Genomic DNA, 19,994 nt, shown 5'->3' on the forward strand with positions numbered 1-19,994 from the left:
GGTGGTCACTGGGCGTCAGGTTCCGGATTTTCGCCCACTCTGGCGAGAAAGTCGAAGTCACAGCCTTCATCGGCTTGCGTGATGTGTTCGGCGTACAACGCGCCGTAACCCCGTTCGTACCGCGGAGCGGGCGGATTCCACCGTGCACGGCGACGTTGCAATTCCGCATCATCGACGTCGAGGCTCAGCCGCCGCGAAGGAACGTCCAAAGTGATCCGATCGCCGTCGCGGACCAGCGCGAGCGGCCCGCCAACGTGGGATTCCGGCGCGACGTGCAGTACGCACGCGCCGTAACTGGTGCCGCTCATCCTGGCGTCGGAAACGCGGACCATGTCCCGGACGCCCTTGGCCAGCAGGTGGTCCGGCAGCGGCAGCATCCCGTACTCGGGCATGCCGGGGCCGCCGAGCGGGCCGGATCCGCGCAGGACGAGGACCGAATCCTCGGTGATGCCGAGTGACGGGTCGTCGATGCGGTTCTTCAAGTCCTTGTGGTCGTCGAAGACCACCGCGGGTCCGGTGTGGACGAGCAGCCGGGGATCGGCGGCGATGTGCTTGATCACCGCGCCCGACGGCGCCAGATTGCCGCGAAGCACCGCGACACCTCCCTCGGCGGCGACGGGGTTTTCGCGCGTACGGATGACATCGTCATCGTGCACTCGTGCCGTTTTCAGGTTTTCGCCGAGCGTCCGGCCGGTGACGGTGATCCGATCGGTGTGCAGCAGATCGGTCAGCCGGGAGAGCAGACCGGGAAGCCCGCCGGCGTAGTAGAAGTCCTCCATCAGCCAGTCGCCGCCCGGCCGGATGTTCGCCAGCACGGGGACCCGGCGCGCGATCGCGTCGAAATCGTCGACGGACAACGGGATCCGCGCCCGCCCGGCCATCGCGATCAGATGGATGACGGCGTTGGTGGAGCCGCCGAGCGCCAGTACCGTGGTGATCGCGTCGGCGTACGCGCGTTCGTCGAGGATCTTCGTGATGGTGAGGTCCTCCCGCACCATTTCGACGACGCGCGCGCCGCTCGCCGCGGCCATCCGGTGGTGCGCCGAGTCGACGGCGGGGATCGACGCGGCACCGGGCAACGTCAGCCCGAGCACTTCGGCGACCGACATCATGGTGGACGCGGTCCCCATCGTCATACAGGTTCCGGGAGAACGGGCCAGTCCACGCTCCAATTCGGACAGTTCCTCGTCACCGATCAGCCCGGCTCGCTTGTCGTCCCAGTACTTCCACATGTCGGTGCCGCTGCCGAGCACTTCGTTCCGCCAATGCCCGCGCAACATCGGTCCGGCGGGGACGAAGATCGCGGGCAGTCCCGCGCTCGTCGCGCCCATCAGCAACGCCGGTGTCGTCTTGTCGCAGCCGCCCATGAGGACCGCTCCGTCGACGGGGTAGGAGCGCAGGATCTCTTCGGTCTCCAGCGAAAGCAGGTTGCGGTAGAGCATGGGCGTCGGTTTCTGGAAGGTCTCCGACAGGGTCGCGACCGGGAACTCCAGCGGGAATCCGCCTGCCTGCCACACCCCGCGTTTGACCTGTTCCGCCCGTTCGCGCAGATGCATGTGGCAGGGGTTGATGTCGCTCCAGGTGTTGAGGATCGCGATAACGGGTTTCCCGAGGTGTTCCTCCGGGTTGTAGCCGAGTTGCCTGCTCCGGGCCCGGTGGCTGAAACCGCGTAGTTCGCCGCCGCCGAACCAGCGATGGCTTCGGAGTTCCTCAGGGTTCCTCATGACCCTGAGTATGGCATCTCATATATGATCGTCCCATGCCTTCGACCTTCAGCTTGCCCGCTTCACGGACCGAAGTGGTGCTCGAAGAGATCCGCCGCGGCATCCTCACCAGGGAGCTGAAGCCCGGCCAGCCGCTGGTCGAAGCCGAACTCGCGGCCCGGCTCGGGGTGTCGAAGACGCCGGTCCGCGAGGCGCTCAAGGTGCTGTCGAACACGGGACTGGTGACCTTCAGCCCGTACAAGGGCGCGTCGGTGTGCGTGGTCGACGCGGAGCTGGCGAAATCCGTTTACGACGTCCGCATGGTGCTGGAGCCCGAGGCCGTGCGCCGGTCGGTCGAGCGCCGCTCGCCGGATCTGCTCGAAGACGCCGCGGAGGCGTTGAAGGAGGCGTCGGCGGCCATCTCGGACAAGGACCAGGCGGCGCTCAGCCTGCTCAACCGCCGCTTCCACCGCGCGCTCTACAGCGGCTGCGGCAACCCGCTGATGGTCTCGATACTGGACGACCTCAGGGACCGCGCGGCGCTGATCAGCGTGGTCGGCTGGGCGGCGAATCCCAGCTGGCGCAGGGAATGGGCCGAGCACAAGGCGGTGCTGGCGGCGGCGAAGAAAGGGGACGCCGACGGCGCGGCCGGGCTGCTGCGCGTCCACATCGGAGATTTCCTCGGCCGGATCCTCGAGAGCATCGGCGACGAATGACGCGCCTGCTGCTCATCTCCGACACGCATCTGCCACAGCGCGCGAAGGCGCTGCCGGCCCAGGTCTGGCGCGAGGTCGAGGCGGCGGACGTCGTCATCCACGCGGGTGACTGGGTCGAGGTCGCCCTGCTGGACGAACTCGAGTCCCGGAGCAAGCGGCTCATCGGGGTCTACGGCAACAACGACGGCGCGGACCTGCGGGCGCGGCTCCCGGAAATCGCGCGGGCGGACCTCGACGGCGTCCGCGTGGCGGTCATCCACGAAACCGGCGGCAAACAGGGGCGCGAGCGCCGCTGCGATGACCAGTTCCCGGACACCGACGTCCTCGTGTTCGGGCACAGCCACATCCCCTGGGACACGGTCACGCCGAAGGGGTTGCGCCTGCTCAACCCCGGCTCGCCGACCGACCGGCGGCGTCAGCCGTTCTGCACCTATCAGACCGCCGAGATCCGCGACGGCGAGCTGCGCGACGTAGCTCTTCATGAGCTGCCGCTTCGCCGCTGACCGGGTAGACAGGTAGCCATGGAACCGGCGCAGGCGTTGAGGGAGATCGCGTTCCGGCTGGAGCGCGCGGGCGAGCCGACCTACCGGGTGCGGGCGTTCCGGCAGGCGGCTTCGGTGATCGCCAAGGTCAAGCCCGACGACCTGCGCAAACGCGCCGAGGCGGGCACGCTGACCGCGTTGCCGAATATCGGCAAGGCGACCGCGGCCGTCGTCGAAGACGTCCTCGCCGGCCGCCGTCCCGCGTACTTCGAGAAGCTCGGCGAGCCGAAGCTGCCCGACGGCGGTCCGATGCGGGCGGCGTTGCGCGGCGACTGCCACACCCATTCGGACTGGTCCGACGGCGGAAGCCCGATCGAGGAGATGGCGGAGGCCGCCCGCGCGCTCGGCCACGAATGGATGGTGCTGACGGATCACTCACCGCGGCTCACCGTCGCCAACGGCCTTTCGCCCGAACGGCTGCGGCGGCAGATGGACGTCGTCGCGGAACTGAACGAGACGATGGCGCCGTTCCGGATCCTGCACGGTATCGAGGTCGACATCCATCTCGACGGCACGCTGGACCAGGAGGAAGAACTGCTGGAACAGCTGGACTTCGTCGTCGCGAGCGTGCACTCGAAGCTGCGGATGCCCGCGAAGGAGATGACGCCGAGGATGATCGCCGCCGTCCAGCATCCGCGCGTCCGCGTGCTGGGGCACTGCACCGGACGCCTGGTGATGGGCGGCCGCGGGAAGCGGCCCGAATCGGAGTTCGACGCGGAGGCGGTGTTCACCGCGTGCCGGGACAACGGGGTCGCCGTCGAGATCAACTCGCGCCCCGAGCGCCGCGACCCGCCGACGCGTCTGCTGAACCTGGCCGTGGACCTGGGTTGCGACTTCGCGATCGACAGCGACGCGCACGCGCCGGGACAGCTGGACTGGCTGGTCTACGGCTGCGCGCGGGCGAACGAGCTGGGGATCGAGCCGGACCGGGTGATCAACACGCGGACCGCGGAGGACCTGCTGGCCTCGTAAGTGGCGATCACGCGTCATCGCCGGTCGCCGGTGTAGACGACGGCGGCGCTCACCGCGTCCACCCCCGAGATCAGTTCCGCGAGCGCCCTCGGGAGTTCCCGATGCGTGGACCCGGCCCAGGCCCGCAGGCCGGCGCGGTCGAGTTCCGGTTCGCAGAAATCGTCGAGACCGATGGTCCAGGCCAGCTGGGCCAGGCAGACCGAATGCGGATCCGGCCGTTCGGTGCCGAGGACGGCCGCCCGTACCTTGCTGCGCGCGGCCGTCGACATCAGCAGATCCCGTGGCGGATACCGATGATTCTTCCGCAGGAGCATCCGGTCGGTTTCGCGGTCGATCACTCCCGCGGCGAGCAGGTTCTCCGCGACCGTTTCCCCGAGATCGTGGCGGAGATGGCCGACCCATTCCCGGACGGTGTGCCGCTCGGGTTCGCGGAGGATTTCCGAGAACACCCGATCCAGCGGCGGATGGGCGAGGCCGCGGCGCGACAGCGGCCGGATTCGTTTGCGTTCCACGGTGATCCGCTCGGCGAGGAGGAGATCGCAGAGCGCGGAACCGGCCATTCCGATGCCGAGTCCCGTGCCGCGCAGCGCGGGTTTTCCGGTGAACTCGTCGTGGGCGAGAAAGAACAGGGAATCGACCAAGGTCAGCCGACGCATGAATGGCACGCCCCCCGGCGTTGTAGTGCGGGACGGCCAAAGTAGCGGTAGCGCGCGGACCACTGCGACCCGAGGTCCGTTTTTAGCCTGAACGGACGTACCTCGCCGAAGTGGCCGGCCCTAGGGTGGGATGGCTCTCGCAAGATCAAGAACCGTCAGCGCCAAACCGACGTCCGGGGGACGGGTCCATGGGTACGCAAAGACCGCGGCGCGGTCTCGGTCATCGACGGCTCGGAGCCACCCAGATCGTGTTCTTCGTGGTGGCCGCGGCGGGTCCGCTGTTCGCCATCGCGGGCGGGGTCCCGACCAACTACGCGGTCACCGGCAGCATCGGGGTGCCGCTTTCGTTCCTCCTGCTCGCCCCGATCCTGGGACTGTTCGCCGTCGGCTACGCCGCGATGAGCCGCTACATCACCAACGCTGGCGCGTTCTACCCCTACGTAGCCAACGGGGTCGGCAAATCCACCGGCGCCGGGATCGCGTTCGTCACGCTGATCTCCTACAACGCCATCCAGATCAGCATCTACGGTTTGTTCGGCTGGTCGGTGTCGACCTGGCTGGGCACGCTCACCGGATCCCCGCCGCCGTGGTGGCTGTGCGCACTGGTGATGGTGCTGATCATCGGCGCGCTCGGCGTCCTGCGGGTCGATCTCAACGCCAAGGTGCTCGGCGTGGCGCTGTGCCTCGAAGTCGCCGTCGTCGCGATCGTCGACATCGCGTTGTTCGCGAACCCCGCCGGTGGCGGCGTTTCCTGGGTCCCGCTGGAGCCGTCGAGCCTGTTCACCACCGGTGTCGGCGCGGTGTTCGCGTTCTCCGCCGCCGCGTTCATCGGCTTCGAGGGCGCGGCGACCTACGGCGAGGAGACCAGGGAACCCAGTCGCACGGTCGGGCGCGCGACGTACGCGGCGATCGGGCTCACCGCGGTGCTCTACGTCGTCTCATCGCTCGCGCTGGCCGTGGGGACCGGGCCGGACGTCATCGTCACCACCGCGTCCGCGCAGGGTCCGGACCTCCTGTTCAACCTGGCGGGCGAACACCTCGGCGAGACGTTCTCCGATGTCGCGTACACGCTGTTCGTGACCGGCCAGTGCGCGGCGCTGCTGAGCTTCCACAACGCCGTCGCGCGGTACTTCTTCGCGCTGGGCAGGGAAGGGTTGCTGCCGCGCTCGCTGGCCAAGACCAGCAAACGCACCGGTGCGCCGGTCGCCGGTTCGCTCACGCAGACCGCGCTCGCGCTGGTGGTCGTGTCGCTGTTCGCGATCGCGGGCCGTGATCCGGTGACCGAACTGTTCACCTGGCTCGGCACGACGGCGTCCACCGGTGTCGTGGTGATCATGATCGCCGTCTCGCTTTCGGTGATCGGCTTCTTCAAACGGCGCCGTGACGCCGAAAACGCCTGGCGCCGCTGGATCGCGCCGGGGGCGGCGATGCTCGCGTTGTCGGCCGTCCTCGCGCTGATCCTGCTCAACTTCGATCTGCTGCTCGGCCCGGCCGGGACGTTCCTGTTGCGCTGGGGGCTGCCCGGTCTCGTGCTCGTCGCGGCACTGGCCGGCTTCCTGCGCGCGGAAGTGTTGCGGGCAAAGGATCCCGAGACGTACGCCGCCATCGGCGGCCCGCTCGAAGAGGACGAACCCGTCAAGCTGGAGGTGGGACGATGATCATCCGCGCCGCTGAAGAGTCCGAAATGGACACCGTCGTCGATGTACTGTCCGAAGCCTTCCATGAAGACCCGGTGAGTATGTGGGTCTTTCCCGGTGACGAGCGCCGCGCGGTGGCGCTGCCGATCTTCCACCGGGCGGTCGTGCAGGGGATGCTCGCCGTGGGCGGCCACGTCGACGTCACCGACGACCTGTCCGCCGTCGCGGTTTGGGCGCCCGGTGGCGACGAGGACATCGACGACGAAGCGTTCGCCGGGCTCACCGGGGAAGAAATCGGCAGGCTCATGATGGTGTTCGAGCTGATGACGGAGCACGCCCCCGGCGGCGAGTACCACCACGCGCAGTTCATCGGCGTCCGCAAGAACGCGCAGCGGCGAGGGATCGGCGCGCGGTTGCTGAAGCACGGGCTCGAGCGGTACGGCGCGGTGCCCGCGTATCTGGAGGCGAGCAGCGCGGAGAGCGCGAAACTGTACCGGCGGCTGGGTTTCCGCGATCACGGACCGGCTTTCGCGGTCGAGGGCGGGCCGCCGATGCTGCCCATGTGGCGGGAGCCGTCGATTTGTCTATAAAGGACTGGTAAAGTGGCGGGCAGATGACGACGAACCGTGCCCCCGCCACGCGGCACCGTTCCGTCTTCTTCCTGCTGATCTTGCTCGTCTTCGCCTTCGTCACGCCGACCGTCCCCCACGGGCACGGGCGGACCGCGAAGGAAGATCCCGTCGCCGTCTTCGCGACCCATCCGCTGCCCGCCTTCCACGGCGGGCAAGCCGTTCCCCTCGCCGACGCTCCCGCCGAAGCGGAGACCGTCGACCTCCCCGACGCCGGCCACGCCCCTGAGCAGGGCGAACCCGTCGTCATCACCCGTGCGGTGCCCCAGGCGCCCGCACGGGCACCTCCGCGCTGACCCGGTCCCAAGCCGCATCAGCCACTATCGGAGGTCTCCATGAGTTCCGGTCATGCCCTGCTGGCCGTCGGCGGGGCGTTCCTCGCCGCCGGTGTCATCGCCAGAGCGGGCGCCCGTATCGGGCTGCCGACCATCCCCCTGTTCATGCTGGCCGGTTTCGTCTTCGGCCCCAACACTCCCGGACTGTCCCTTGTGGACGATCCGGCCGAACTCGGTGTGCTCGCCGGGCTCGGTCTCGTCTTCCTCCTGTTCTACCTCGGCCTCGAATTCTCCCTCGACGACCTGGCCAAGGGCGGGCGCAAACTCGTCTGGTCCGGGCTGATCTACCTGATCCTCAACATCGGCGGCGGCCTCGCGTTCGGCTTCCTGCTGGGCTGGGGGACCAGGGAAGCGCTGGTCATCGCCGGCGCCATCGGTATCTCGTCGTCCGCGATCGTCACGAAACTCCTGCTCGAATCGCGCCGGATGAACAATCCCGAATCCCGGCTGATCATGGGCATCATCGTGATCGAGGACCTGTTCCTCGCGCTGTACCTGGCGTTGCTGCAGCCGGTGCTGTCCGGCGCCGGGAGCTTCGGTTCGGCGCTCGCCGACTTCGGGAAGGCGTTCGCGTTCCTGATCGTGATGGCCGCGCTCGCCCGCTGGGGTGGCCGGGTGATCTCGAAGCTGTTCGGTTCGGCCGACGACGAGCTGCTCACCGTCTGCTTCGTCGGTGTCGCGGTGATGGGGGCCGCCGTCGCCGAAGAGGTCGGTGTGTCCGACGCCATCGGCGCGTTCATGGTCGGCATGATGCTCGGCGGTTCGAAGGTCGCGCCGCGTATCCACAAGCTGGTGCTCCCGCTGCGGGACGCGTTCGGCGCGCTGTTCTTCTTCATCTTCGGGCTCAGCATCGATCCGAACGCGGTCGGCTCGGTGGTCGTGCCGGTGCTGATCGCGGTGGCGCTGACGATCGTGCTGAACCTCGGCGCGGGCGCGCTGGCCGCACGAGTGAACGGATTCGATCGTCAGGCCGGGGTGAACATCGGGCTCACCGTGCTCACCCGCGGCGAGTTCTCGCTCGTGCTCGCGGCGATGGCGACGGCCGCCGGGCTGGACCCGCGGGTCGCGCCGTTCGTCGCGGGCTACGTCCTGCTGCTGGCCGTGATCGGTCCAGTCGCGGTCATCCGCTCCGAGAAACTGACCTGGTTGCTACCGGCGAGTATCGTCCGAGGCTCGACCCGCCGCGACGAGCCGGCCAGGGCGACGTGACGAGGAGGCCTGGGTGACCGAACGGTTCGGCGGCTACCAGAACGAGATCTACCTGCAGGGGCTCGGCGGGACCTTCCCGCCGTGCTCCACCGACGCCACGAAGCTGGAGGAGTCGGCGCGGGAGATCCTCGAGCCCGGGCCGTTCTGGTACGTCGCGGGCTCGGCCGGGTCGGGCGCCACCGCGCGGGCCAACCGGGAGGCGTTCGACCGCTGGCGTCTCGTGCCCCGGATGCTCACCGGCGCCACCGAACGCGATCTGTCGGCGACGGTGCTGGGGACGGCGGTGCCGGCGCCGGTGCTGCTGGCGCCGGTCGGCGTCCAGTCGATCGTGCACGAGGGCGCGGAACCGGCGGCCGCGCGGGCCGCGGCGTCGGTCGGCCTGCCGTACGTCATGTCGACGGCTTCGTCCACGAGCATCGAGGACGTCGCCGAGGCCAGTGGCGAGGGGCCGCGCTGGTTCCAGCTGTACTGGCCGACGGACAACGAGGTCTGCGCGAGCATCCTGGCGCGGGCGAAGGCCGCGGGTTTCACGACGCTCGTGGTCACGCTCGACACCTGGACGCTCGCGTGGCGCCCGAACGACCTCGACCACGCGTACCTGCCGTTCATCAAGGGCATCGGGCTCGGTGTCCCGCTCAGCGACCCGGTGTTCCGCGGCCTGCTGGAGAAGACGCCGGAAGAGGACCCGCCCACCGCGATCCTGCGGTGGATCTCGATGATCACCGGCACCGACAGCACCTGGGACCGGCTGCCGTTCCTGCGTGAGCACTGGGACGGGCCGATCGTGCTCAAGGGTATCCAGCACCCCGACGACGCGCGCCGCGCCGTCGAGGCCGGGATGGACGGGATCGTCGTGTCCAACCACGGCGGCCGTCAGGTCGACGGCGCGATCGCCTCGCTCGACGCGCTCCCGGAGATCGTGGCCGCGGTCGGCGACCGGCTGGAGATCCTGTTCGACTCCGGCATCCGCACCGGCGCCGACATCGCCAAGGCGCTCGCGCTCGGGGCGAAGGCCGTGCTGGTGGGGCGCCCGTGGGTCTACGGCCTGGCGCACGCGGGGGAGGAGGGCGTCCGGCACGTGCTGCGGAGCCTGCTCGCCGATCTCGACCTGACCATGGGCCTGTCCGGGCACCGGACCCTGGCCGACCTCACCCCTGGCTCGCTCACCCGCTCCTGACCTCGGCATTTCGTCCTCTGAACGCTGTAGTTGGCATCGCGAACCACCGCATTCAGAGGACGAAATGCCCTGGTGATGTCGCCTCCGGCATATTCGGAGGCCCGGATCGTCACGCACGGCTATCCTGGTGCCGGTCATGGCTTCTCAACCTTCCCCGCTCGGCGCCCTGCGCGCTCGCCTGCCCGAACTCATGTCGCGCGACGAGCACCGCCTCCGGCGCAGGCTCGACGGTGCCCGGAAAGCGCGGAACGCCGAGTCGATCGCCGCCCAGATCGAGGCCGACATCGAGGCCGCCGAACTGCGGGTCACCCGCAGGCGCGACGCCGTCCCGAAGATCTCGTTCCCCGAAGAGCTGCCCGTCAGCCAGCGCAAGGACGAGATCGCCGCCGCCATCCGCGACCACCAGGTGGTGATCGTCGCGGGCGAGACCGGGTCCGGGAAGACGACCCAGCTGCCGAAGATCTGTCTCGAACTCGGGCGCGGCATCCGGGGCCAGATCGGGCACACGCAGCCGAGGCGGCTGGCCGCGCGCACGGTCGCCGATCGCATCGCCTCCGAGCTGAACACCGAGCTGGGCGAGGCCGTCGGCTACAAGGTCCGGTTCACCGACCACTCCGGCCAGGACACGCTGGTCAAGCTGATGACCGACGGCATCCTGCTCGCCGAGATCCAGACCGACCGGATGCTGCGGCAGTACGACACGCTGATCATCGACGAGGCGCACGAGCGCAGCCTCAACATCGACTTCATCCTCGGCTACGTCAAGCAGCTCCTTCCGCGCCGCCCGGATCTCAAGGTGATCATCACCTCGGCGACGATCGACCCGGAGCGGTTCTCCAAGCATTTCGACGACGCGCCGATCGTGGAGGTCTCCGGCCGGACGTATCCGGTCGAGGTCCGCTACCGGCCGATCATCGACCCCGACGACCCGGACGCCGATCAGGATCGCGACCAGACGCAGGCCATCTGCGACGCCGTCGACGAGCTGCAGCACGAGGGACCCGGCGACATCCTGGTGTTCCTCTCCGGCGAGCGGGAGATCCGCGACGCCGCGGACGCGCTGTCCAAACAGGACCTCCGCAACACCGAGATCCTGCCGCTGTACGCGCGGCTTTCGTCGTCGGACCAGCATCGGGTGTTCCAGCGCCACACCGGGCGCCGCGTCGTGCTCGCGACGAACGTCGCCGAGACGTCGCTGACCGTGCCCGGCATCAAGTACGTCATCGACCCCGGCACCGCGCGGATCTCGCGCTACAGCCACCGCACCAAGGTGCAGCGCCTGCCGATCGAGCCGGTGTCTCAGGCGTCGGCGAACCAGCGCAAGGGCCGCTGCGGCCGGACGTCCGACGGTATCTGCATCCGGCTGTACTCCGAGGACGACTTCGACGCGCGGCCGGAGTTCACCGATCCGGAGATCCTGCGGACCAACCTCGCGTCGGTCATCCTGCAGATGACCTCGCTCGGCCTCGGCGACATCGCGGCGTTCCCCTTCGTGGAGCCGCCGGATCGCCGTCAGGTCACCGACGGCGTCCAGCTGCTCCAGGAGCTCGGCGCGTTCGAGATGTCGGACGGCAAGAAGCTCACCGAGACCGGCCGCAAGCTCGCGCAGCTCCCGGTCGATCCGCGGATGGCGCGGATGGTGCTGGAGGCGTCCCGTAACGGCTGCGTCCGCGAAGTGATGATCATCGCCGCCGCACTGTCCATTCAGGACCCGCGCGAACGGCCGGCGGAGAAGCAGCAGGCGGCGGATGAGCAGCACGCGCGGTTCGCGGACAAGACGTCGGACTTCCTCGCGTACCTGAACCTGTGGGAGTACGTCACCGAGCAGCAGAAGGCGTTGTCCACCAACCAGTTCCGCCGGATGTGCCGCAACGAGTACCTGAACTACCTGCGCATCCGCGAATGGCAGGACATCTTCAGCCAGCTGCGTCAGCTGGCCAAACCGCTCGGCATCACCCTCAACACCTCCGGTCCGGTCGATCCGCAACGCGTGCACACGTCGCTGATCGCCGGGCTGTTGTCGCATGTCGGGCTCAAGGATCCGGCCAAGGGCGACTATCTCGGCGCACGCGGGGCGCGGTTCTCGGTGTTCCCGGGTTCGGCGTTGTTCAAGAAGCAGCCACGGTTCGTGATGTCGGCCGAACTCGTCGAAACCTCACGGCTGTGGGGCCGGGTCAACGCGCGGATCGAGCCGGAATGGGTCGAGCCGCTCGCCGGGCACGTGGTGAAGCGGAACTATTCCGAGCCGCACTGGGAACGTAAGCAGGGCGCGGTGATGGCGCTCGAAAAGGTGACGCTGTACGGCGTCCCGCTCGTCGCCGACCGCCGCGTCAACTACGGCCGGATCGACCCAGAGGTGAGTCGCGAGCTGTTCATCCGGCACGCGCTCGTCGAAGGTGACTGGGAGACCAGGCACCACTTCTTCCGCGAGAACCGCGCGCTGCTCGAAGAGGTCGAGGACCTGGAGAACCGGGCTCGCCGCCGCGACATCCTGGTCGACGACGAGACGCTGTTCGAGTTCTACGACCAGCGCGTCCCGGCCGACGTCGTCTCCGCGCGGCATTTCGACAGCTGGTGGAAGAAGGCGCGCCACACCCAGCCCGACCTGCTGAGCTTCGAGAAGACGATGCTCATCAACGAGACCGCCGGTGGTGTGCGCGAGGCCGACTACCCGGACTTCTGGACCCAGGGCGGCCAGACCTTCAAGCTCACGTACCAGTTCGAGCCGGGCGCGGACGCCGACGGCGTCACCGTGCACATCCCGCTGCCGGTGCTGAACCAGGTGACCCCGGACGGCTTCGACTGGCAGGTCCCCGGCCTGCGCGAAGAGCTGGTGACGCAGCTGATCAAGTCGCTGCCCAAGGCGATCCGGCGCAACTTCGTGCCGGCACCCGACCACGCGAAACTGGTGCTGTCGCGGGTCGGCCCGGCTGACGGGCCGCTGCTGCACGTCGTCGCCGACGAGCTGGAAGCGTTGCGCGGGGTGGTGATCCCCGACGACGCCTGGCAGCTGTCGGCGGTCCCTGAGCATCTGAAGATGACCTTCCGCGTGGTCGACGTCCGCGGCAAGAAGGTGTCCGAGGGCAAGGACATCGAGGCGCTCAAACGGGATCTGAGCGGGCAGGTGCGCGCGACGATCTCCAAGGCCGCCGACAGCATCGAGCGCGAGGGCCTGACGACGCCCGCGTTCGGTGAGCTGCCGAAGGTGTTCGCGAGCAAGCAGCGCGGGCACGACGTCAAGGCGTATCCGGCGCTGGTCGACGAAGGCGGCACCGTCGCGGTGCGGCTGCTGGACACGCCGGGCCAGCAGGAACAGTCGATGTGGGCGGGCACGCGGCGGATGCTGCGGCTGAACATCCCGTCGCCGATGAAGTTCATCACCCGTAACCTCGGCAACTCGTCGAAACTCGTGCTGAACCGGAATCCGCACGGTTCCGTGGCGGCACTGCTCGAAGACTGTGTGGATTGCGCGGTCGACAAGCTCGTGGCCGACAACGGCGGCCCGCGCTGGGACGAGGCCGGATTCGCCGTCCTGCTGGAAAAGGTGCGCGCCGGGCTGAACGCCGGAGTGCTCGACGTGCTGACCAACGTCGAGAAGATCCTGCGCGCGGCCAACGACGTCGAAACCCGGCTGGCCGACACGCGCGGCCCGAAGGATTCGCTCGCGGATATTCGCTCGCAACTGGATGGTTTGGTACACAAGGGTTTCGTCACCGAAACCGGGCAGGACAGGCTGAAGCACGTCGTCCGGTATCTGCGGGGGATCGAACGTCGGCTGGAGAAACTCCCGACCGAGCCGACGCGCGACATCCAGCGCACCGGCGACATCGCCTGGCTCCGCAACGAGTACCAGGCGGCGCTGGACGCGCTGGCGCCCGGCACATCGTCGCCCGCGCTGCGGGAGATCCGGTGGATGATCGAGGAACTGCGGGTGAGCTTCTTCGCTCAGACGCTCGGTACCGCCCACCCCGTCTCCCTCAAGCGGGTCATCAAGGCCCTGGACGACGCCGCCGCCTCCTGACCCCGCGAGTTACGCCCCCAATCACGCGAGTTCGCTCTCTGATCACATGTGTCGTCCGTTCAATCACACGTGTCGTCCATCTGATCACGCGAGTTCGCCATCTGGTCACCTGTGTCCCATCGCCTGGCAACGGGACTCGCGTGATCGGGGCCGGAACTCCCGTGATTAAGGGCGTAACTCGCGTGACTGGAGGCGTAACTCGCGTGATCCGATGGACGACATGCGTGATTGAACGGACGACTCGCGGAATGGGGCGGAACTCCCGGAATGGGGATGGGGCGGGGGTCACTTCGCGTCGGCGTAGGTGTCCACGGCGGCGATGTGCAGCGGGAACCGGACCGGGCAGGCGGGACCGAAGAGCATCCGCGCCGCCTCGGTCATGCTGTCCACAATGGATTGCGAGACCTCGTCGGCGAACTCGGCCGGGGTGTGCACCAGGACCTCGTCGTGCTGGAAGAACACCAGATGCGCGGGGGAGGGGAGCCTGCTCCGCAGGGTCGCGAGCAGGACCGCGGTCATGTCCGCCGCACTCGCCTGCACGACGAAGTTGCGGGTGAAGCGCCCCCAGTTGCGGGACGCCTGGCGTGCCTTCAGCTCGCCGGCCTCGTCCTCCGCGACGCCGCCGGTCAGCGCGCGCCAGGCTTCCGACGGCGCGGGCGACGTCCGGCCGAGCCGCGAGCGGACGCGCTCACCGCGTTCCCCGGCCTGCGCGGCGCGCTCCACATAGGACACCGCGTCGGGGAACCTGGTGCGCAGCAACGCCAGCAGCGGTCCCGCCTCGCCGGACGTGCCGCCGTACATCGCCGACAGCATCGCGATCTTCGCGCGGTCCCGGTCGTCCCTGTCGTCCCACGCGGGCACCGGCACTCGGCGCACTCCGGAGAACATCGCCTCGGCGAGGCTCGCGTACAGGTCCGTGGCCGCGGCGACCTCGGCCAGTTTGCGGTCTCCGGACAACGCCGTCAGCACTCGCGGCTCCAGCTGGGCGGCGTCGGCGACCACCAGTTTCCAGCCGGGATCGGCCCGGACGCAGGTCCGCAGGATCTTCGGGATCTGCAGCGCGCCGCCGCCCCGGCTCGCCCATCGGCCGGAAACGACCCCGCCGACGACGTAATGCGGGCGGAACCGGCCGTCGTGCACCCACTCGTCGAGCCACGCCCAGCCGTTGGCCGAATGCAGCCGCGCGAGCTCCTTGTACTCCAGTAGCGGCGGGACGGCGGGGTGGTCGATGTCGCGCAGCAGGTACTTCCTGGCCGACGAGACTTCGATGCCCTCCCGGCCGAGCGCCCGGACGACGCTGGCCGGGGCGTCCGGATTGACCGGTCGTCCGCCGAACGCGGCGCTGATCTTCGCCGCCAACTCGACCAGCCGCTTCGGCCGGTGCCCGGCCGGGACACGCGGCCCGAGCTGCTCGGCGAGCAGCGCCAAATGAAGGTCCTCCCGCCACGGCAACCCATCGGCCGACATCTCCGCGGCCGCCAGCGCGCTCGCCGACTCCGCCGCGAAGAGCAACCGGAGCCGCTCCGGACGCTCGGTGACGGCGACCCGCTTTTCCTGCTCTGCCAGCACCCGGCGCGCCGCGTCGATCACCGTGACACCGGACGGCAGGCGCGGCCCCCGCGTCTCGAACAGCGTCGGCTGGTCGTCCTCGGCCCAGAGCGGCGGCTCGTCGGCGGGCGCTTCCTGCCCGTTCGCCCTGGCCAGCGCGGCACGCAGGCTCCGTGACTCCTGTGGACGACCTTCGTGGGCCAGGAGCAAGCCCTCGGTCAGCGCCAGGTCGTGACAGCGCCGCACCCGGACGCCCGCCTTGATCAGCGCCGGATACGTCCCTTCGACCGACGGGAACACCCATCGGGGTGAGTGCTCCGCCTCCAGTCGCCGTACTTCGCCGACGAACTCCGGGAGCTTCATGCCCTGCCGCGGCGGCTGCCCGGAAAGAGCGATCGAGAAGTCACCATCCTCCTCTTGACCTGCGATCGCCTGCACACTCACATTGTGGTGGTTCCCTCCGACATTTCTGTCACCAGACGGCTAGTGCGCCTGCGCTATCGGTCGGCTACTGTCGAGTAGCAACCCATACCGCCGGTACGTGCCGGTGGCATGGTGTCTCGCCGCAGCAGCAACGGAGGTGCCCGGATGAGAAACCCCACCGGCCTCGCCACCCTGGTGGCGGGCAAGGTGACCGAGACCGTGCGCAGCATCGACGTGATGCGCCAAGCGGGCCTGCTCCCCATCCCGCGGGTCGACGAGGGCCTGCGTTCGCTGGTCATGGTGCGCAAATGGGGCCCGTTCGCCGGCGCGAACATGATCGCCGCCCGCCGGGACCCGACCGCGACCGGCATCATCGACGAACTCGGCCCGCTGACCTTCAAACAGCTGGACACGCAGTCGAACGCGCTGGCCAGGGCGTGGTCCGAACGCGGCCTCGGCCCGGGTTCGGTGATCGCCGCGCTGTGCCGCGACCACCGCGGTCTCGTGCTGACGATGCTCGCCTCGGGCAAGCTCGGCGCCAAGCTGCTGCTGATGAACACCGGGTTCGCCAAACCACAGCTCGCGGACGTCGCGAAGCGCGAAGGCGTCACAGCGCTCGTGTACGACCAGGAGTTCACCGACCTGCTGGACGCGGTCGAGGGCGACGTCGACCACTACCTCGCGTGGGTCGATTCGGACGCCGGGCTTCCCGGGCACGAGATCCCGATCGTCACCGAACTGGTCGCCAGCACCGACGACCGCCCGTGGCCCGCGCCCGCCAAACCGGGCGGGTTCATCCTGCTGACCAGCGGCACCACCGGGACACCGAAGGGCGCGCCGCGGCCGCACACCTCCGCGCTCGCCTCCGCGCAGTTCCTCGACCGCATCCCGCTGCGGACCGGTGAGGCGACCTACATGGGCGCGCCGCTGTTCCACGGCACCGGGTTGTCGCAGTTCATCCTGTCCTTCGCGCTCGGTTCGAAGGTCGTCATGCGGCGCAAGTTCGTGCCGGAGGAGACGTTGCGCGGCGTCGCGGAGAACCGGTGCACCACGCTGGTCCTCGTGCCGACGATGCTGCAGCGGATCGTCGACCTGCCCGAGGAGATCCGCGCCAAATACGACACCTCGTGCCTGCGGATCATCTTCGTCGCCGGCTCCGCGCTGTCACCGGATCTGGGCAACCGCGCGACCGCCGCGTTCGGCGACGTCGTGCACAACCTCTACGGCTCCACCGAGGTCGCGGTCGCGACGGTCGCGACCCCCGAGGACTGGCGCAAGGCGCCGGGCACGGTCGGCCGCGCGCCGGTGGGCTGCAAGGTCGCGCTGTACGACGAAAAGGGCGGCAAGATCACCGAGCCGCACGTCACCGGCCGGGTGTTCGTCGGCAGCGGGCTGAGCTTCCAGGGTTACACCGACGGGCGTAACAAGGAGATCATCGACGGACTGCTCTCCAGCGGCGACGTCGGCCATTTCGACGAGGACGGCCTGCTGTTCATCGACGGCCGCGACGACGAAATGATCGTCTCCGGCGGTGAGAACGTCTTCCCGATCGAGGTCGAGAACCTTCTCGTCGAACGCGAGGACGTCATCGAAGCCGCCGTCGTCGGCGTCGACGATCCCGAGTTCGGGCAGCGGCTGAAGGCATTCGTGGTCCGGGCCGAGAAGTCGGATCTGGACGTCGACGGCGTGCGCGACTACGTCAGGGCCAACCTCGCCCGGTACAAGGTGCCGCGCGACGTGGAATTCCTCGACGAGCTGCCGCGCAACGCGACCGGGAAGGTGCTGCGCAACAAGCTGCACTGAGGCGACGGCCGGAAGTACATGAAGGCCCCCTTCCTGTACCTAGGCGCAAGGATGGGGTCCTTCATGTACCGCGGAAGGTGGCCTTCACGGACTGGGGCTGGGAATGACCGCGGCCGGAATCCACGTAGGTGCCTTCAGTACTCCCAGTCGATACCGAAGACGCCGGGGCCGAAGTCCAGCGCGACGGCGTGGACGCCGTTGCCCTGGTCCGGTTTGAGTTCCTTCCGGTCCCTCGGCCCCGCCGAGGCACCGTGGGCGCTGTACTGCCAGCATTTCGCCGGGACGGTGCCCGGCGCGAACCGGACCTCCAGCAGGTACTCGCGCACGGGACGCCGGAACTCGCGGTAATGCGTGTTCCGGCATTCCGGGTACGGCGGCCCCGGGTTGGTCAGCGAGTACTCGATCAGGTGTGTCTCGCCGCGGTCGATGGGCCGGTCGAAGAGCAGTTCGGCGACCGTGAGCCCGTGCTCGTCGTCGACCTCGGCGCGGCCGACGTGGCAGTTGCGCAGCGTGTTCAGCACCGGCGGCCCGGCCTCCGGATCGCCCTGGGCGTAGACCAGCAGCCAGCGGTCCTGCCCGTCCGCGCCCGCCTGGAACACCGCCCGCGCGGTCACCGCGCGCTGCCCGCCGTCCTCGGCGATCTCGCACAGGTCGTGCAGGCCGACGAGTTTCAGCTGATGGTGTTGTTCGAGCGCGTTGGGCGCGCCGACCTTCTCCAGCAACGCCTGGAGCGCTTCGAGCGGGAAGGTCAGCGGCTGTTCGGTGGTCGCCCGGCTGCGGCGTGACGACGCCCCGCGCGGTCGCGGCGGCGGCAGCAAGCTGAGCAGCGAGCCGGCGGGGATCGCCAGGACCTCTTCGAGGACCCGGACCGCGGACAGCGAACTCTGCCGTTCCGGCTGACGTTTGCCCGATTGCCAGTAACTGAGCGCGGTCACGCTCACCGACGCGCCGCGCGCGAGCAGCCGCGCCTGGATACGGTCGAGGCTCAGGCCGCTGGTGGCGATGGCCGATCTCAACGCGGTGGCGAACGCGGTACGCGGCTGGTCTTCATCGTCCGTGGTCACTCGGTCCGCCGCGCTCCCCGCCACCATATGCTGCCCGACCGCCCCCGTCTGCCGTTCCCTGACACCGCCCGGTTGATAACAACACGAATAACTTTAACAGTCTGAGGTAACGCTTCAGGGGCGCCTTCTGCCAGGCGAAAACGACTTTCCGGACGAGCGCCGTTACGCCGTATGGCCTAGTACTGGTAACTGTGAATCATTGCCCGCCACCTGGGCACCGGCTTGCATGGCTCTCAACAACGATCATCCTCCCGGGTGATCCGCACGGCGCGGCAGGAAGGGAACCAGTGAGCAAGTCCCGGAAGAACCTGAAGTCCCGAAAGACCCGTAGCGGCCTCGTGGCGGGAGTCGCCCTCGCCGGTGTGACCGCGGCGGTCGCCACGTTCGGCGCGGGTGCGGCCAACGCCGAGCAGCAGGGTGAGATCCGCGGCGCGGGTGCGGCCAACGCGGTCGCCGGCAGCTACATCGTCGTCCTCAAGCCCACCGCGGTCGGCCAGGGCGTGGCCGCGGCGAACGAGATCACCGCGAACGTGGCCGCCAAGGCGCAGGGCCTCACCGGTCAGTACGGCACCACGCTGTCCCGCACGTTCGGTTCGGCGCTGAACGGCTTCTCGATCAAGGCCGACGAGGCCGCCGCGAAGCGTCTCGCGGCCGACCCGCAGGTCGCGTACGTCGTCCAGAACAAGACGTTCAAGATCAGCGAGACCCAGGACAACCCGCCGTCGTGGGGCCTGGACCGCGTCGACCAGGCCGACCTGCCGCTCGACGACAAGTACACCTACCCGACGAAGGCCGACAACGTCACCGCCTACGTCATCGACACCGGTGTCCGCGGTTCGCACAAGGACTTCGGTGACCGCGCGACCGGTGGCAAGGACTTCGTCGACAACGACGACACCCCCAACGACGAGCACGGTCACGGCACGCACGTCGCCGGCACCATCGGCGGCACGGACCACGGCCTTGCCAAGGGCGTGAAGATCGTCGGCGTCCGCGTGCTGGACGCCAACGGCAGTGGCACCACCGAGGGTGTCGTCGCCGGTGTCGACTGGGTCGCGGCGAACGCCAAGGGCCCGTCGGTCGCCAACATGAGCCTGGGCGGCGGCGCGGACGACGCACTCGACGCGGCGGTCAAGGGCGCCATCGACAAGGGCGTGACCTTCGCGCTCGCGGCGGGCAACGAGTCCTCCGACGCCGGTACCACTTCGCCCGCCAGGGTGAAGGAGGCCATCACGGTGGCCGCCAGCGACAAGACCGACAAGCAGGCCAGCTTCTCGAACTACGGTTCGGTCGTGGACCTGTACGCGCCGGGTGTCGACATCACCTCGTCGTGGGCGACCGGTGACGACGCCACCAACACCATCAGCGGTACCTCGATGGCCGCGCCGCACGTCGCCGGTGCCGCCGCGCTGTACCTCTCGGCGAACCCCGAGGCCACCCCGGCCCAGGTCGCCGAAGGCCTGGTCGGCGCCGCCGCGGACGGCAAGATCAGCAACCCGACCGGTGGAACGGCGAACAAGCTGCTCCAGGTCAAGTAAGACCCTTTCGGACAGGCTGCC

Annotated in this window: 15 protein-coding genes; 11 read left to right on the forward strand and 4 right to left on the reverse strand. The window is 68.9% G+C overall.

Going from position 1 to position 19,994, the window contains the following annotated elements; translation table 11 throughout:
* Positions 1–5 precede the first annotated feature (5 nt).
* The gene (gene araD, locus ACFVM3_RS27300) at positions 6–1,724 is read right to left on the reverse strand and encodes an L-arabinonate dehydratase (protein WP_378442833.1); all 1,719 of its coding nucleotides are present in this window, start codon (positions 1,722–1,724) and stop codon (positions 6–8) included.
* Between the two features lie 35 nt (positions 1,725–1,759).
* Between araD and ACFVM3_RS27305 the strand changes: the two genes are divergently transcribed.
* Genes ACFVM3_RS27305 through ACFVM3_RS27315 form a run of 3 tightly spaced genes read left to right on the forward strand, consistent with a single transcriptional unit; the run spans position 1,760 to position 3,933 of the window.
* Complete coding sequence (locus ACFVM3_RS27305) at positions 1,760–2,419, forward strand: GntR family transcriptional regulator (RefSeq protein ID WP_378442834.1); 660 nt, start codon at positions 1,760–1,762, stop codon at positions 2,417–2,419.
* Positions 2,416–2,922 carry a metallophosphoesterase family protein gene (locus ACFVM3_RS27310; protein ID WP_378442835.1) on the forward strand — a complete coding sequence of 169 codons (507 nt, stop codon included), beginning with the start codon at positions 2,416–2,418 and terminating at the stop codon, positions 2,920–2,922. Before ACFVM3_RS27305 ends, ACFVM3_RS27310 begins: the two co-directional genes overlap by 4 nt.
* A gap of 18 nt (positions 2,923–2,940) precedes the next feature.
* Positions 2,941–3,933, forward strand: coding sequence for a PHP domain-containing protein (locus ACFVM3_RS27315; protein ID WP_378442836.1), 993 nt, complete (start codon positions 2,941–2,943; stop codon positions 3,931–3,933).
* A 14-nt stretch (positions 3,934–3,947) separates the two neighbouring features.
* On the opposite strand, the gene ACFVM3_RS27320 is transcribed toward ACFVM3_RS27315, so the two are convergent.
* Positions 3,948–4,589 (reverse strand): GPP34 family phosphoprotein, encoded by a 642-nt coding sequence (locus ACFVM3_RS27320; protein ID WP_378442837.1) that lies wholly within the window; start codon positions 4,587–4,589, stop codon positions 3,948–3,950.
* A 188-nt stretch (positions 4,590–4,777) separates the two neighbouring features.
* On the opposite strand from ACFVM3_RS27320, the gene ACFVM3_RS27325 reads away from it, so the two are divergent.
* From ACFVM3_RS27325 to hrpA, 6 genes are all read left to right on the forward strand, one after another.
* Positions 4,778–6,247: an APC family permease gene (locus ACFVM3_RS27325; protein WP_378442838.1), complete on the forward strand. Its 1,470-nt coding sequence runs from the start codon at positions 4,778–4,780 to the stop codon at positions 6,245–6,247.
* Positions 6,244–6,816 carry a GNAT family N-acetyltransferase gene (locus ACFVM3_RS27330; RefSeq protein ID WP_378442839.1) on the forward strand — a complete coding sequence of 191 codons (573 nt, stop codon included), beginning with the start codon at positions 6,244–6,246 and terminating at the stop codon, positions 6,814–6,816. Before ACFVM3_RS27325 ends, ACFVM3_RS27330 begins: the two co-directional genes overlap by 4 nt.
* A gap of 23 nt (positions 6,817–6,839) precedes the next feature.
* On the forward strand, positions 6,840–7,151 hold the full coding sequence (locus tag ACFVM3_RS27335; RefSeq protein ID WP_125681245.1) for a hypothetical protein: 312 nt from the start codon (positions 6,840–6,842) through the stop codon (positions 7,149–7,151).
* 39 nt (positions 7,152–7,190) lie between these two features.
* Positions 7,191–8,399: a cation:proton antiporter gene (locus ACFVM3_RS27340; RefSeq protein ID WP_378442840.1), complete on the forward strand. Its 1,209-nt coding sequence runs from the start codon at positions 7,191–7,193 to the stop codon at positions 8,397–8,399.
* Positions 8,400–8,412: 13 nt separating this feature from the next.
* The gene (locus ACFVM3_RS27345) at positions 8,413–9,576 is read left to right on the forward strand and encodes a lactate 2-monooxygenase (RefSeq protein ID WP_378442841.1); all 1,164 of its coding nucleotides are present in this window, start codon (positions 8,413–8,415) and stop codon (positions 9,574–9,576) included.
* Between the two features lie 136 nt (positions 9,577–9,712).
* Positions 9,713–13,597, forward strand: a complete 3,885-nt coding sequence (gene hrpA, locus ACFVM3_RS27350; protein WP_378442842.1) for an ATP-dependent RNA helicase HrpA — start codon at positions 9,713–9,715, stop codon at positions 13,595–13,597.
* A 285-nt stretch (positions 13,598–13,882) separates the two neighbouring features.
* Here the strand turns inward: hrpA and ACFVM3_RS27355 are convergent, their stop codons facing one another.
* Positions 13,883–15,589 carry a bifunctional 3'-5' exonuclease/DNA polymerase gene (locus ACFVM3_RS27355; RefSeq protein WP_378442843.1) on the reverse strand — a complete coding sequence of 569 codons (1,707 nt, stop codon included), beginning with the start codon at positions 15,587–15,589 and terminating at the stop codon, positions 13,883–13,885.
* Between the two features lie 144 nt (positions 15,590–15,733).
* On the opposite strand from ACFVM3_RS27355, the gene ACFVM3_RS27360 reads away from it, so the two are divergent.
* Positions 15,734–17,371, forward strand: a complete 1,638-nt coding sequence (locus ACFVM3_RS27360; RefSeq protein WP_378442844.1) for an acyl-CoA synthetase — start codon at positions 15,734–15,736, stop codon at positions 17,369–17,371.
* Between the two features lie 134 nt (positions 17,372–17,505).
* On the opposite strand, the gene ACFVM3_RS27365 is transcribed toward ACFVM3_RS27360, so the two are convergent.
* Positions 17,506–18,462, reverse strand: coding sequence for a hypothetical protein (locus tag ACFVM3_RS27365; RefSeq protein WP_378442845.1), 957 nt, complete (start codon positions 18,460–18,462; stop codon positions 17,506–17,508).
* 260 nt (positions 18,463–18,722) lie between these two features.
* Between ACFVM3_RS27365 and ACFVM3_RS27370 the strand changes: the two genes are divergently transcribed.
* Entirely contained in the window at positions 18,723–19,973 is a 1,251-nt protein-coding gene (locus tag ACFVM3_RS27370; protein WP_378442846.1) for a S8 family peptidase, read from the forward strand.
* The last annotated feature ends 21 nt before the right edge of the window (positions 19,974–19,994 follow it).

Source organism: Amycolatopsis sp. NPDC057786 (assembly GCF_042797905.1).
Classification (GTDB): domain Bacteria; phylum Actinomycetota; class Actinomycetes; order Mycobacteriales; family Pseudonocardiaceae; genus Amycolatopsis.